Origin of the sequence: Vibrio sinus, assembly GCF_023634645.1 — a bacterium.
GTDB lineage: Bacteria > Pseudomonadota > Gammaproteobacteria > Enterobacterales > Vibrionaceae > Vibrio > Vibrio sinus.
In genome coordinates, this window is record NZ_JAMKMR010000007.1 from 18,998 (window position 1) to 32,990 (window position 13,993).

The following is a 13,993-nucleotide window of genomic DNA, read 5'->3' on the forward strand; positions in this document are numbered from 1 at the left end:
GGAGGTTTTAAAAAATGAAGAACAAATATTTTCTGCTGGCAGTCATTGGTTTAATTTGGGGCTCTCAGTTTATATTTCAAAAAATCGCACTCACGGCTTTAACACCACAGCTGGTCGGCGTAGGCCGCGCAGTCGTGGGATTTATTACGCTGTTTGTTATTTGTAAGATGCTAAACGTACAATCCAAAGGGGGCACCTCTTGGCTTATATACATGCTGATAGGGCTGCTAGAAGCATCAATTCCATTTACGCTCGTGCCATGGGGACAACAGTATGTCTCCTCGTCCATTGCCTCAGTGCTGATTGGTACCATTCCATTTTTTGTCATCTTATTTACACCACTACTTAGTGCAGGGAGCAAAATTTCGCGTGCCAATATTCTTAGCGTCGTTGTCGGTTTCTTCGGCCTACTGTCTCTATTTGCGCCGGGCATTATAGAGGGCGATAGCTCATTAAGCTTTTGGGGGCCCATCGCCATCCTTGCGGCCTCCGCGTCGTTTGGCGTAGCGCTTCTACTGCTGTCTAAATGTGGAGACGAACACCCGCTGATTGTGGCTAGAAATGTATTGGGCTCTGCCAGCCTGCAAATTTTAGTGATATCCCTATTTACTGGCAGCCAAATCCCCCACCAGGTGACCTTAGATTCGATGCTGTCTATCGCTTACCTAGGCGTAATGTGTGCCGGAGTGGTCTATTTTCTCTATATGATCCTTATCTCCGAAGCGGGCCCAGTGTTCACCTCTCTCACCAACTACCTTGTGCCAACATTCGGTGTTTTGATCGGCGTGATGTTTGCTCACGAGCATGTCGGCCTAAATACATGGATTGCACTGGTGTTGATCTTAATTGCCGTGGCGTTTAATCAAGGGAAAGGCGAGAAAGCGGCGGGGTGAAGATTGAAGAAAAAGTACTTTGTCCCTGCAGAAAAACTAACAAGGTACTGTTTCTCTACCTCAAATCCAAAACCAAACAGAAAACTTAGGTAAGCGTTAAAAAGATTGAAACCCCTAAAAAGATAGCCTCAATTTCTCTATTGCACTGTCCAAGCTAATTAAAGTGGGCCATTAACTTATTGACACTAATGTGCCCCATCCCTTTTGTATAGCACGTTTACAGTACTTCAATAAAATGATTTCTGTGTAAATTGAATTGCAATTTAATTCACAATTAATATTTTTTTCTACTAGGGTATAGAATAGGATAATGATTGGACATCTCAGATGAATACGATACACAACACGATAATATTTGGTGTTACTTTCTCTTTTCTCCTTGCTCCGCCAATTTTCGCCAAGGCTTTGGATAGGTTTGAGATTGGTAAACAAAAAGCCAAAGTCTGTATGACCTGTCACGGTGAAGACGGGATCTCAACTCTCGATCCCTACCCAAACTTGCGTGGCCAAAAATACGGATACCTTATCTCAGCGTTAAAAGATTACAAGTCTAGGGAAAGAACGAGTGGCCTAGCGATATTAATGCAGCAAGAAGCCGCAAACCTTTCAGAGCAAGATATTAAAGACATCTCCTACTACTACTCCCACTTAGGTAAAGATGAACAATAATAAGGGCATCCAACATGGTGAACTCAAATGTACAATATAGCATCAAAGTCGTTCAGTACTTTATTGTCGCTTCTGTACTATGGGCGATCATCGGTATGACAATTGGTGTCATACTAGCTGGTCAACTTTATTGGCCTGCTCTTAACTTTAACTCTGAATATTTCAACTTCGGTAAACTACGTCCATTGCATACCTCGGGTGTTATCTTCGGCTTTGTCGTCAACATATTGATGGGGACGTCATTATATATCGTCCAGCGCAGTGGACAATGCGAACTATACAATAAAAGCTTGTCTTGGATGGTGTTTTGGGGGTGGCAACTCGTCCTACTCCTTGCTTTAATTTCTTTGCCGCTAGGCTATACCACGTCAAAAGAATACGCCGAATTAGAATGGCCAATTGACATACTTATCGTTCTCGTCTGGGTACTGTATGCGGTTTTATTTTTTGGAACGGTAGCAAAAAGAAACGTTCCGCATATCTTTGTTGCCAATTGGTTTTTTGCAGCGTTCATCATTGTTATCGCAATGATTTTTATAGTTAATAACTTGGAAGTACCAGTTACCTTAACCAAGTCTTATTCGGTTTACTCCGGAGCAAGAGACGCCATCGTACAATGGTGGTGGGGGCATAATGCGGTAGGTTTTCTGTTAACCGCTGGCATTATCGGGATGAACTACTATTTTGTGCCCAAAGCCACTGGGAGACCTATCTACTCCTATCGATTATCCATTATTAATTTCTGGGGTTTGGTTGGCTTTTATACTTGGGCTGGAACTCACCATTTACTTTACTCTTCCGTACCAGTATGGGTGCAGAATATTGGCATGATCATGTCACTCATTCTCTGGATACCGTCGTGGTTAGGAGCCTACAACATCTCTATGACCATGTTGCAAAACAAGGCCAAGTTGAAAACCGACTATGTATTATTGTTTTTCTTCTCCGCCATTTTGTACTACTGCTTAGCCACATTTGAGGGACCATTACTTGCGATACGTTGGTTTAACATGTTGGCCCATGATACTGAATGGGTGATTGGCCACGTACATTCAGGTGCTCTAGGCTGGGTAGCCATGTCGGGCATTGCGACTTTTTATTACTTTATTCCAAAGTTATGGGGAAAAGATACACTTTGGTCACCTCGGTTACTTAAGTGGCATTTCTGGTTGGCGCACCTTGGGGTTGCGATCTATGCCATCTCGTTATGGGTAGCAGGAATTGGCGAAGGTTATATGTGGCTTGCTCAGCACGAAAACGGCGAGTTGAAATACAGCTTTATTGAAGCACTGGAGTTTAAAGCCCCCTGGCTCTTTCTGCGCTTTGTCGGCGGTTCCTTATTTGTGCTAGGTATGCTACTCATGGCGACCAATCTCTATAAAACTGTGAGATCTCCCTCTCAACTCATAGCTAGGGAGGCATAGTTATGTTGAGTAAAGACATCACACAATCTGTCGTCGTTTTGATTCTTTCGACTATTTTCGTTGCCTCTTTCTCGTTACTTGTCTGGGTGGTCCCTAATATTTTTAGTACTATCGAACTTAAACACGACAGTAAAGCTAAGCGTTTAACTGCGATCCAACTTGCTGGCCGAGATGTATACATCAGTGAGGGCTGTCATGTCTGCCATACTCAAATGGTCAGGCCTTTGGAACCAGAAATAAAGCGAAGCGGCAGACCAAACCAAGAATCAGATGATATCTATGAGTTCCCCAATTTGTGGGGCTCGAAGCGAACTGGACCAGATCTGACTAACCTAGGTTTAAAATACTCTGATCAATGGCACGTTTATCATTTGATCAACCCACGCGATGTTGTGCCAAGCTCCATTATGCCGTCATATCCTTGGTTATTTGAAAAGACACTCACTGGAGAAGAAATCGGGGAAAAAATGCGGGTGCTGCGTTTTCTTGGTGTACCTTATACCGATGAGGAAATTTCTGAAGCCAGATTACAAGTACGAGGAAAAACCAAGGGCGAAGCTCTCATTCGCTACCTCCAAAGTTTAGGTGTGGACACATTTGTGGAGGGGCAGTGATGAACGTTTTATGGCACCTTTGGGCATTAGGGCTCACCATTCTATTTTTCTTTTTGATGATAGGGGTGGTAATTAAATACTGGCGCTCTAACCATCGCGCAAATGAAAATACGGTGATCGATACGTTTGATGGTATCGAAGAGCGCGATGCTCCCGTACCAAAACTTTTGTTTATTTCCTATTTAATCAGCTTTATTTTATCTGCTGGCTATTTGGTTCTATACCCAGGCCTTGCAGGCTGGCCCGGATTACTTGATTGGAAACAAAGCAACGACAAACTAAGCGATCCGACAACAACGCTCCAAGCCCAAATGTCAGTGATAAGCGATCGTTCTTTGGTGAATCTCGCATCAGACGATCTCATTGTTACCTCTGGCCAGATATTGTTTCAAACCCATTGTGCCGCTTGCCATAGAAGCAATGCACAAGGGCAAGAAAATTTTCCAAACCTCATTGATCATGACTGGTTATGGGGCGGAAGTGATGAGGATATCCTAGACACAATTAATAACGGTAGGGAGGGTGTAATGCCCAGCTGGAAAGCGGTATTTACCCCTGAGCAAATCGAAGAGCTTGCCTATTTTATACTGGCGAAAGGTAATCGAGACATTGATGCACCTGCGGTAAAAATTCAAATTGGACAATCGATTTTTGAAGAAAACTGCATCAAATGTCACTGGGATGGAAAACCAGAGAATAAGAATAATGAAGATATCAATGCCCCTAATCTTTTTGACTCCGTATGGTTGCATGGAGGAAGTGTCGAAGACATTCAGTACTCTATTACCAATGGATGGATCAGCATCATGCCATCATTTCAGGGGAAGCTTTCCGAAGATGAAGTACTCGCCATTGGCGCTTTTATAACGCGTGCGAGACTTGATAACGACGCAAAACTCGCCAAATTGAACTCAAGCTCAGTACAAAGAGGAAAATACCTCGCAAGAGCAGGAGACTGCGTCGCATGCCATAGCGCGATTGGTGGAGAGCCATTCGCAGGAGGTTTACCATTTGTCACTCCTTTTGGCACCCTTTACTCTACCAATATTACGCCGCATATCGATGAAGGAATTGGCTCGTATAACTATGACGAATTTCGAGCCGCTTTGGTTGACGGTAAAGGCAAACACGGTTATCTATATCCCGCGATGCCTTACACCTCTTATCAATATATAAACGACAAAGACATTCGAGCACTGTGGGATTATTTGCAGACCATTGTTGCTGTTCCTCGTCGAGATGATAAAAACGACATGATGTTCCCTTCCAATGTCCGATTAGGATTGTTGGGGTGGAACTTGGTCTTTATGGATACAGCACCTCTAGATTACCAAGTACCCAATGAATTAGCTAAGCAGGTTGACGACGTTGAAAAATGGCAAAGAGGTAAGTATTTAGCGATGGGCCTGGGCCACTGCAGTGAATGTCATACGCCGAGAAACTTTGCCCAAGCTTTAGAAAGCGATCGTTTGTTTCATGGTAATCTGATTGATGGTTGGAATGCGCCCGCAATTGATGCGAACGAGCTTTATATTGATGGATGGGATCTAAAATCCTTAACCGATTTTTTGAAAACTGGAAATTCAGGCAAAGGTACAGCCTTTGCTGGTATGGCTGATGTGGTAAAAAATAGCCTACAATATATGACCCTAGATGATATAGAAAGTATTGCATACTACCTCCTAAAAGGTGACAAGGGGAACTTGATTAACGCTAACGCTGTGAAGTTATCTCCATCCGGCTTTACTGACAGCGCCTATCAAACAGCTGATTATAAGTTGTTTAGCGAAACCTGCGGTGCTTGCCACGGTCAAGATGGGAAAGGTCGTAATTCCATTGCTCCCACTTTACTTCATAACGGTATTATTATGCATAGCGATCCTTACAACACCATAGCCGTTACCATTCGAGGCTTATCACCCAGCTATATCGATGAAAGACGCAACTTCATGTCAATGGTTAGTTTTTCTGAAATATTCTCAGACGAAAAGCTCGCGCAACTTATCTCTTTTGTTCGTAAATACTTGGGAGATAGACATGAACCTGTCACACGTGCAGACGTCAAGAAAGTAAGGCTACAGCTTGAGAAAGCAGGATTTACTGGAGGCTTGCATACGACTCCAGATATGTTTATCCATAGAGACAAAAATATTGATATTGAGTAAAACGATCCGAGCACTAGCTCTGGTTGTATAGAGAAATACTGCATCACTTCAAGATTAGAACATCAGTAATGTATTATTTCTCAACCAAAACATAATAGAAATGAAACTTGGCGTTCCATAGAATGATGACATTTCCAGATCGATAAATGAAATCAATCCTCCTTTTCACTACATCGGCATCATCAATAATATCAAAGTTACGATAACGAGATGCATGTTCTATGTTTGATATCTCTGCTCCTTGCTGTTTGACAACATGTGTCGTCAGCTGAAACACTCCATCTTCATAAGAAGACAAAGAGCCTGATATAGCAAACTGAGAAAAATACTTATAGCCAGCCTCTTTGATAAATATATTTCCATGAAAGTCATTATCGGAAAAACTTACATCGACTATCTTATGCAATGAATCCAATATTGGACCGTAGTGCACATTAGAAATATAATCTCCGTTGACAACTTCTATATTTTCTTTTTTAAAATACTCATAGGAGTATAAATAAAATCCAATAGAAAATAATAACCAAAGCACAATGTATCTATTGGGTTTGACCAAAAACTGATAGTACGGTTTCATAGGCACTGTAATCTGAAGATAATCGTTGAACACCTTATATCACTCTAGCTCGAATTTACCATTCATGAAAGAAAACACTGTCTCTACACCACAATAATATGCGTCAAGAGTCCTTTGCGTTTCACACTGATAATGGACTCTGAACAGACTCTACCGACTTTACTGTGAGCATGTATGTAGTAAATGAAGGCCTCACTATTAGGCAAGGCTCCAAAAGTGAGGCAATCAAAATGGACGGTTCTATAGGTCGCGCCAATTTCTCAGTTTCACCACATTAACTATCGATGAGTTCCAACACATTATTATTTAGTGACAATGACACACTATCATCAGAATTCATATCGGTGTAATAAAATCCTTTGTATTCAATAGAGCTTTCATTCACTCGTGCCTTACTAACCAGAATATTAATCGCTTTCTGACTTCCCATCAGGAACAGACCGCAGCTATTTCCGTCTTCAGATTGACCTAGATCTGTTGCTAAATGTAAGTTATCGTTTGGATTCAGTGAGTAAGAAGCAAACACGCTGTTATCTAGATGGCATCCTACCCCATAAAATATATTAAAGAATGGGTCCGAGGTTGAGTTCTTGATAATCGCTCTGGCTAAACTTGCATGAAAGACTTTCTGGGCAACAATAACGTTTGACAAAGTGGGATAGATAAGCGCAGTACCGTCATATCCCATTTTCAATTTATCTGGAATAGCAGAAAGTTCTCCATTATGAGCGAAAAAAGCTACGTTCGCTGAGCTTTTTCCAACTTTAGAAGCGTAGATACTACAAAAATCTGCTGCATCGTCATTAAATTCAATACTATCGCCACCATTAACAAAAGTGGGAGAACGAAAGCCACAGTTTACCTTAGTCTTTAACATTATCGGTGTTGATAAGTGGTTGGTAAGTTGATATGAAGACGCGTTACTATATGCGGAAATAGCACAGAGCATTGGAATAATTGCCATATATCGACTCAATATTTTCATTATATAAGTAGTTCCTTTGATAAATACGCCATTAGCACTAGTTATAGCACCAGTCATAATGCGTGAGGTGGTTATTTGCGATTTATTTTTTTGGCTGATTTCCAATCGCATTCAGTGGAACCAGACAATATCAACATAATAAACTTTTGATAATCTAACTTTCCGATAAAACTATGGTAATTTAATCATAATATTATAATAAGAAAGGGATTAAAGGAAAGTTATTATATAAGTAAGATTAAACTATCTATCAGTTCAATAATAAGTTTACTTATAATTTTGCTTCTATAATGACTGTCTAGGAGACTCACTCAATGAAGTATGCATTATTTTGTTCAATGTTGTTAAGCACCACTGCGTTCCAATCCCAAGCTCTCATTATCGACAACACTAGTGTGGATGATTATCACTATCGTGTTCTGACAGACAATGTAGAAACCTCGAGCGGAGACATCCTCTCAGGTCAGATAATTACTCTACCTGGAGGGGGCGGTTCCATTGATTTTCTTATCGAGATGGCCCCTTTGCATGCTCAAGGGCAAAAGTTTCACTTTACCTATGAATCAATTAGCCGAAGCATTGCTGATCCTAACGATCAAAGCCGGGTTGCCAACTTGACAGCTTTCAATGACAGTATGAGTGATACGTTTGATTATAGAAACTTAGCCGTGCACCAATACGCCCCTCCTCTAGGAAGTGATATTGATGAAGGAAAGTCTAAAATATTACTGCGTAATCATGCCAAAGCGGTATATTTTTTCTGGGGGATTAATGAACAAGAATACCCCATATCATCAGGAGCACTCACAGTTCCGGAATGGAAAAGTAAAGATAATGCCAGTCACGCTCTTGCCAAATCATGAGGTTAAACTTTAATACTATTCAAAAATCAAAATTATCCACAAAGTCGCTTGGTGCTTACAGAGTTGTTTAAAAAGTGCGACTACCAAAGCAGTTTGACAATCTAACAAACAAGCGATTTGGCTTAGTCACACCTTTAAAGACATCAAAAGTTCGATTTAGTGATACTGTTCAACGATTGCAATCCCTGATTGTGACGTATCTCGTTGTATTGTCAGCTCATCATCGAGCTTGCTATCGGTATAGTAATAATGCTCAAAGTAAATAGATTGATCATTTATCGGCTTGTTTGTCACGTAAATGCCAATAGATTCACTATATGAGCCATTCATCAAGTACAACGCACATCCTGTCGGTGATTCAAATTTTGCAGTGTCCAAAGAAAGAAACAAGGTATCATAGGAGTTAAACAAGTCAAAATGAGTGTTGACTGGATTGTCGTCAGCGTGACACCCCGCTGTGGTAAATATTGTGCTGAAATAGAAAGGCGTGGCATTTCTAAGCGGCACCCTCGCCATGCTTTCGGGGATCACTAACTGGTGAAATGTGAGTCTGTCCCCATTAATTGAGGTGTCCGTGCCATCATACTGAAAGATCACATCTTCGGGAATTATCCCCACACCTTCATCTATTTTAGTCAAAACAAAGTCCGCCTTATGCTTGCCAGCGTCCCCACCGATCACACAATAATTATCCTTAAGCCGAATCGCAACACTGCCAGATGGGGCCACTTGATATTGATCAGGCGTGCAACCATCAGCACTGTTAAAAATAATGGGCTCACTCGTATAATTCGTCACATAAATGTCTCCGGCATCGGCACTCATACTCAGTAATGACGTCGTACTGATTAAGAACGCGAACTTGTTCATCATAATCTTCCTCAAATTCATCATAAAACTCCTTAATTATTTCTAGATTCAATCCGCTACTTATTCAACGATAATTACACCATCGTAAAAAATGTAAAATAAACTTTAACGTTTCGTGTAGTTTAATCGACCTACCTTATCTCCTTCCCCTACCGATATCCTGAAAATAATCGTCACTTCTAATTAATTTCTGATTCGTATTCAATGAAAAGTTGGATTACCTATTTAATCCTACATAAAAACAATAACATCAACACAGAAATGAAAAATAAAAATACCATTAATAAACTAATAATAAATATAAAAATGTCGTTCTATCGATTATGAATCTCTATTCTAGAATTGTGCTTTCTTTTATAAAGTTATTGTTTAATCATGTGATACGCTACATTATTGACGTTTGTTGCTTCCATTCATAGCTCGGAAATCTCGTACTATAGCGACCTCGATAACCTTCACCAAAGATAAAGTTGCTGCATCTGCAAGTAACTATGAAAAAAGAAGTTTAATGTTTTTTTAGTTATTTATTATTGTTTTTTTCCAGCGCTATTCACAGCATGTTGTGGAAGAATATAAGGCGAATATATTGTGCGAGATCATACAGACAGACTTTCAAGTCAATGATGACACGATGAATGAGTGATGCTTTTAACCAGGCTACAATTGAATGCTTGAGGTTAAAGGAGGTATTACGCACATTTAGTGCTGTTAATTGGCCATTATCTCCAGTCGAATCTGTTCGTGACCATGCACCATAGATATTGGGCTTAAAACACCCATCAACCTTATAACCAGAGTGATTTATTATGTTCAGAATTAGCCTCAAAATCCTCATCACAGTATTTGTTGTATCGTCTTTCTCAGCGCATGCTGGTATAAAGAAGCGAGAGCTTTTTTCTGCTGAGTTACCAACTGGTAAGAACTATAAGATGGTCACCAATTTCGTTACCTTGACCGAAGGCCAATCGTTACCTCATCACATTCATCATGGTATTGAATTTGGTTGTATCGAATCAGGCTTGTTAACACTTTATATTCGAGGAGAAAAGACTGCATTGCTCCATGAGGGAGAATGTTATCAAGTGCCAAACAAGACTGAGCATTGGGCCAATGCACAAGAAAACACCACCTTAGTAGCAAGTTGGGTCGTAGATGTCAATCAACCTTTAATGGACACTCGCCTCCCTGCTGGTCGTTCGAATAAGACTTCAACTCATTGATATAGTGTAACCCAGTGTCTGGGCAAGTTGTCTAGCTCGCACCGAAGCTGCCTACCGATTTTGTAAACAAGCTAAGCCTGTGAGAAAGCATGGAAGCTCGGTGCAAAAGAAAACATCATCGATATGACGATGAATAACTCAGGATTGCATTATACAGGCTATCTCACTCTGTTGTTCTCAGCCATTATTTTTTAAAATGCATATATAAAGGCCTTGATTATCAATAAGTTCAACCAGAGATAAGTTTGTATCCACAATTAACTCACTGACTTGTTTTATACTTTTAGGCAAGGTATTAGGTACAATGATATTGTTAGTATTTTTCAGGTTTTCAACAAAGGCTGATCCAAGAGGGTGACTTATCACGATTAGTCCACTACCACTCAACATATTCGACATGTTTTTTAATGCAGAAGATTGATTTAGTATATTACCAAAGCAAGCATTACAATATATCAGGTCATACTCTACTGGGTTGATAAAACTGGATATATCACCCAAATAAACTTCAACATCTGGGTATTGTAATTTGACATGTTCCAACTGATTTGAAGATAAATCCAAAGCATGGATACATACATTGGAAAATAGACACTCAATATACTTTATTAGCACTCCAGTACCAGTGCCTACATCTAAAATGTTGTAGGTTGCATATGGGCTTTTCGCTATGTGACTCTTAGGGCTAGAAACAATTTTCTGCAACCTTGGTTCCGTGAAGTTGGGTCTAGATTCTTTTGATGCGTACCAATGTGACTCTTCATCGAAAAACACTTTTTGGATATTAATAAACTCCTCGTGCGATAACTCATCCTTCAAATACTGTAGCTTGGAGTTAGAGTCAGAATGAGTATTCAGGAGCGCTTTGATATGTTCGATTTCCTTCGTCATTTCACACCACCAATTTTACTATTCAACATCTATATGACTAGCATATCGTTTCTGTAATCTAAATCACTGTTTGTATACTTTTACTTTTTCTAAACAGCCTCAAAGCCTTTGATAGTGGCATACGTCGTTTTCATGAGCTTAAAGCTATAAACAGGAATAATGTTGCCATACATTACTTCCAATCTAATAGGCCATACTTACTCAGTATCTGGTCCAGCTTTCCATTCCTTCTAAGTTCAATAACCCCTTCGCTAAGCTCTTTTGAAAGGGCGGTTGAAGAAGCTTTATCTTTGGGGTTAAACCCAACGTAAAGATCTTCTCCGCGGGTGCATGAAGATGTTGTTATCCCATTGATTTCATTTTTTTTTAAATAAAACCTCATACCGTTTTCTTCAATAAAGAAAGACTTTATCCGACCTTTTTTTAACATTTTCACTCCACGAGATAGTGCATCGACGCCAGATAGATAATTGATATTGTCTTTATCCGTCTGGATACCATCTAATGAGTAACCGGTAAACGTCCCTACTTTAAACTTGCTCAGCTCATCTATAGTCATATCTTTATTTTCATCCAATACAAAAAAGCACGAGCGCTGTATACCAATGGTTTCGACAGGGTAAATTAGCAAAGGCGCTTCAGATTTTGTAGGTGTCAATAATGCGTCTAAATCTCCATTCACTGTATTTATCACTGCTCTTTTCCATGGAAGATAATAGATATCAGCGTTGTGATATATTTCTTTCACTATATCAACAACATACCCAGAATTAGTGCTCTTACAATGGTAGGGACAATAATCAAGTGTTCCAATAGAAACTCGTTCTTTAGAAGCTAAGTTGAACGAAACAAAAAGAATAAGAAGTATAAAAGCTTTCATATCTTGCTCTCTTTAACATGACATTCTGTTGTACTTAATTACTATAGTAGAATAAACGATTTTCTCTATCTCCAGAATACACACAGACTTAGCCGGCACTAGTATGCACTTAAGTAAGTCGACCCATTTTTTTTATATCAATTACTTGAAAATTAAAATCAAGACACGACGTTAGACCAAACCCTAGGAGACTGCCTTTGACTGAGAGGGAGTAAACGCGCCTTCAAAGAGATCCGCTGACACACCAAGCGTAAGTTATACTTGATGAGTTCACTGACAAGCTTGTTGTGGTTTGGCAATGCATGAGGGCCAAGCGCACGTTCACCTGCTATAAGCCCCGGGCCGATAACTAAGCTTAAAAAGGTCATAACCAAAACCGCATTGGACATCGGCTCATCACTTAGTGCGCGACGATTCACACTTAGCCCCGAATGCACCAGTTGTTCAACAAACCCATGGATCACCTCTTCTAACTGCACGCGCTCCACGTTGAACTTAGGCAAGATCAAGATTTTAAAAACGAATGTAGACAGTTTTGGGCGGGTTTTAAGTAGTGTAAATATCGATTTGAACAGCGTATAAAGATGTATTGAATTTGGCTGAATTAAATACTGCTCAAGTGCGGTATACACTGGGTGAAAGATATGCTCTACTGAGCTACGAAATAGGCCTGGTTTGCTGCCAAAGTAATACTTGATTAACGAACTGCTCACCTTGGCTTTACTTGCAATCAGACGTGTTGACACCTTGTCATACGGCATTGCGACAAATAGATCCGCAGAGACCGTAACCAGTGCCCCTCTTACATCTCGACTCGATCCTAGTAATGGTCGGCCCACTCTTCCTTGTTTGTTGTTCATGCTATCCTCCTTGGGTAAGGGTTGTTTTTAGTTACCAGTGTTACTCGAGCAAAACTGAATAACCAATAAAATACTATAAATCAGAACTTTACCATTCATTACGGCGTGATATAACACCAGACACCCCACATCGAGCTCGATTATTCTTTTAGTCGAGTTTTTTTAGTTAACTTTTATCACCGCTATGATATCTATAATCCACACTCGGATTTTTGATGCTGATTTTAAGCTTGTGATGTAACAGTGAGATAAGACATCTCTCACCACCCGACATATTTATCACCAATGGCACTGGATTTTTTCATAGAAAAGTCGCAAATAACTCTCTATGAACGGCATAAAAATTAGGCAACTATAACTTTTTATTATTCTCAGCCTTGAGGTCCACGAGATATATGAACCCACACGTATTGATTGAATTTCACCGCCAAATCAACGGCAACGTTTGTCATGACTGTATGGCTATTCGCCATATTGAGTTGTCCGATATGGGCGTCTGCTCACAATGCGGTAATCTAGCCCAATGCCTAGATGCTGATTTGATAGCGTATTACCAAAGCCGGTTACTCAGCCACGAGTTTATATGGCGGTATTTACCCATGCTACGCGCACTTGGTAGCTGTGGTGAGGTGTACTCTATTGAGCATATCGCGAGGGTGTACAACAAGCTTATTGAAGAAAATACATTTGGATCAGAAAATTAATTTATATCCTCCGCTTTCATCTTTTCACTCGCGAGCCAATCGCATCGATACCCACATCTGCCGTACTCTGCAGGAGTTAGGTTTGCCCGTCGTAATGTCCACGTCCTAGGTACAGAACAAACTGTTAATTGATAAGTTTTTATCTCCATATTTTATTATTACTTTTCATGGAGGTGTGCTCGAATTGGGTACAAAACCCCACAATAAGCACCATGATACCTTGTGCATATACGCATGTAATTGAAGCAATGTGCTCATCACTTAGATTTACGATCTTTCGCTTACTTCATTTATATAGCTTAGACAAGGACACACCTTTGAAACTCGAAGCCAATGGAAAAATCCTCTCAATCGATCAGCCCAGGCAATGGGTATCCT

General features: G+C 40.2%; 14 protein-coding genes. 8 read left to right on the forward strand and 6 right to left on the reverse strand.

The features are described 5' to 3' along the window. Positions 1-14 precede the first annotated feature (14 nt). From M9194_RS09175 to M9194_RS09195, 5 genes are all read left to right on the forward strand, one after another. On the forward strand, positions 15-893 hold the full coding sequence (locus M9194_RS09175) for a DMT family transporter (protein WP_250612336.1): 879 nt from the start codon (positions 15-17) through the stop codon (positions 891-893). 327 nt (positions 894-1,220) lie between these two features. Beyond that, on the forward strand, positions 1,221-1,562 hold the full coding sequence (locus tag M9194_RS09180) for a c-type cytochrome (RefSeq protein ID WP_250612337.1): 342 nt from the start codon (positions 1,221-1,223) through the stop codon (positions 1,560-1,562). A 14-nt stretch (positions 1,563-1,576) separates the two neighbouring features. After that, a complete protein-coding gene (gene ccoN, locus M9194_RS09185) occupies positions 1,577-2,986 on the forward strand; it encodes a cytochrome-c oxidase, cbb3-type subunit I (RefSeq protein WP_250612338.1) in 1,410 nt (469 codons plus the stop codon). Positions 2,987-2,988: 2 nt separating this feature from the next. Further along, a complete protein-coding gene (locus tag M9194_RS09190) occupies positions 2,989-3,600 on the forward strand; it encodes a cbb3-type cytochrome c oxidase subunit II (RefSeq protein WP_250612339.1) in 612 nt (203 codons plus the stop codon). Then, a complete protein-coding gene (locus tag M9194_RS09195) occupies positions 3,600-5,765 on the forward strand; it encodes a c-type cytochrome (RefSeq protein WP_250612509.1) in 2,166 nt (721 codons plus the stop codon). Before M9194_RS09190 ends, M9194_RS09195 begins: the two co-directional genes overlap by 1 nt. 73 nt (positions 5,766-5,838) lie before the next feature. Here M9194_RS09195 and M9194_RS09200 read toward each other — a convergent pair whose 3' ends face one another. After that, positions 5,839-6,342, reverse strand: a complete 504-nt coding sequence (locus tag M9194_RS09200) for a hypothetical protein (RefSeq protein ID WP_250612340.1) — start codon at positions 6,340-6,342, stop codon at positions 5,839-5,841. A gap of 274 nt (positions 6,343-6,616) precedes the next feature. Continuing rightward, on the reverse strand, positions 6,617-7,438 hold the full coding sequence (locus M9194_RS09205) for a hypothetical protein (RefSeq protein WP_250612341.1): 822 nt from the start codon (positions 7,436-7,438) through the stop codon (positions 6,617-6,619). A gap of 203 nt (positions 7,439-7,641) precedes the next feature. On the opposite strand from M9194_RS09205, the gene M9194_RS09210 reads away from it, so the two are divergent. Then, positions 7,642-8,190 (forward strand): hypothetical protein, encoded by a 549-nt coding sequence (locus M9194_RS09210; protein ID WP_250612342.1) that lies wholly within the window; start codon positions 7,642-7,644, stop codon positions 8,188-8,190. Positions 8,191-8,346: 156 nt separating this feature from the next. Here the strand turns inward: M9194_RS09210 and M9194_RS09215 are convergent, their stop codons facing one another. After that, positions 8,347-9,063 (reverse strand): hypothetical protein, encoded by a 717-nt coding sequence (locus tag M9194_RS09215; protein WP_250612343.1) that lies wholly within the window; start codon positions 9,061-9,063, stop codon positions 8,347-8,349. An 803-nt stretch (positions 9,064-9,866) separates the two neighbouring features. Here M9194_RS09215 and M9194_RS09220 point away from each other — a divergent pair. Then, the gene (locus M9194_RS09220) at positions 9,867-10,280 is read left to right on the forward strand and encodes a cupin domain-containing protein (RefSeq protein ID WP_250612344.1); all 414 of its coding nucleotides are present in this window, start codon (positions 9,867-9,869) and stop codon (positions 10,278-10,280) included. A gap of 177 nt (positions 10,281-10,457) precedes the next feature. Here the strand turns inward: M9194_RS09220 and M9194_RS09225 are convergent, their stop codons facing one another. The 3 genes from M9194_RS09225 to M9194_RS09235 form a co-directional block, all read right to left on the reverse strand. Further along, entirely contained in the window at positions 10,458-11,171 is a 714-nt protein-coding gene (locus tag M9194_RS09225; protein ID WP_250612345.1) for a class I SAM-dependent methyltransferase, read from the reverse strand. Between the two features lie 172 nt (positions 11,172-11,343). Beyond that, complete coding sequence (locus M9194_RS09230; RefSeq protein WP_250612346.1) at positions 11,344-12,051, reverse strand: substrate-binding periplasmic protein; 708 nt, start codon at positions 12,049-12,051, stop codon at positions 11,344-11,346. A gap of 158 nt (positions 12,052-12,209) precedes the next feature. Then, positions 12,210-12,911, reverse strand: a complete 702-nt coding sequence (locus M9194_RS09235; RefSeq protein ID WP_250612347.1) for a TetR/AcrR family transcriptional regulator — start codon at positions 12,909-12,911, stop codon at positions 12,210-12,212. Positions 12,912-13,306: 395 nt separating this feature from the next. Here M9194_RS09235 and M9194_RS09240 point away from each other — a divergent pair, with 395 nt between their 5' ends. Then, positions 13,307-13,615, forward strand: coding sequence for a hypothetical protein (locus tag M9194_RS09240; protein ID WP_250612348.1), 309 nt, complete (start codon positions 13,307-13,309; stop codon positions 13,613-13,615). Positions 13,616-13,993: the final 378 nt, after the last annotated feature.

Excerpts from the sequence above, each read along its gene's own strand:
- M9194_RS09175 (WP_250612336.1), top strand. The coding sequence starts at position 15 with ATGAAGAACAAATATTTTCTGCTGGCAGTCATTGGTTTAATTTGGGGC.
- M9194_RS09180 (WP_250612337.1), top strand. The coding sequence starts at position 1,221 with ATGAATACGATACACAACACGATAATATTTGGTGTTACTTTCTCTTTT.
- ccoN (WP_250612338.1), top strand. The coding sequence starts at position 1,577 with ATGGTGAACTCAAATGTACAATATAGCATCAAAGTCGTTCAGTACTTT.
- M9194_RS09190 (WP_250612339.1), top strand. The coding sequence starts at position 2,989 with ATGTTGAGTAAAGACATCACACAATCTGTCGTCGTTTTGATTCTTTCG.
- M9194_RS09195 (WP_250612509.1), top strand. The coding sequence starts at position 3,600 with ATGAACGTTTTATGGCACCTTTGGGCATTAGGGCTCACCATTCTATTT.
- M9194_RS09200 (WP_250612340.1), bottom strand. The coding sequence starts at position 6,342 with ATGAAACCGTACTATCAGTTTTTGGTCAAACCCAATAGATACATTGTG.
- M9194_RS09205 (WP_250612341.1), bottom strand. The coding sequence starts at position 7,438 with ATGCGATTGGAAATCAGCCAAAAAAATAAATCGCAAATAACCACCTCA.
- M9194_RS09210 (WP_250612342.1), top strand. The coding sequence starts at position 7,642 with ATGAAGTATGCATTATTTTGTTCAATGTTGTTAAGCACCACTGCGTTC.
- M9194_RS09215 (WP_250612343.1), bottom strand. The coding sequence starts at position 9,063 with ATGATGAACAAGTTCGCGTTCTTAATCAGTACGACGTCATTACTGAGT.
- M9194_RS09220 (WP_250612344.1), top strand. The coding sequence starts at position 9,867 with ATGTTCAGAATTAGCCTCAAAATCCTCATCACAGTATTTGTTGTATCG.
- M9194_RS09225 (WP_250612345.1), bottom strand. The coding sequence starts at position 11,171 with ATGACGAAGGAAATCGAACATATCAAAGCGCTCCTGAATACTCATTCT.
- M9194_RS09230 (WP_250612346.1), bottom strand. The coding sequence starts at position 12,051 with ATGAAAGCTTTTATACTTCTTATTCTTTTTGTTTCGTTCAACTTAGCT.
- M9194_RS09235 (WP_250612347.1), bottom strand. The coding sequence starts at position 12,911 with ATGAACAACAAACAAGGAAGAGTGGGCCGACCATTACTAGGATCGAGT.
- M9194_RS09240 (WP_250612348.1), top strand. The coding sequence starts at position 13,307 with ATGAACCCACACGTATTGATTGAATTTCACCGCCAAATCAACGGCAAC.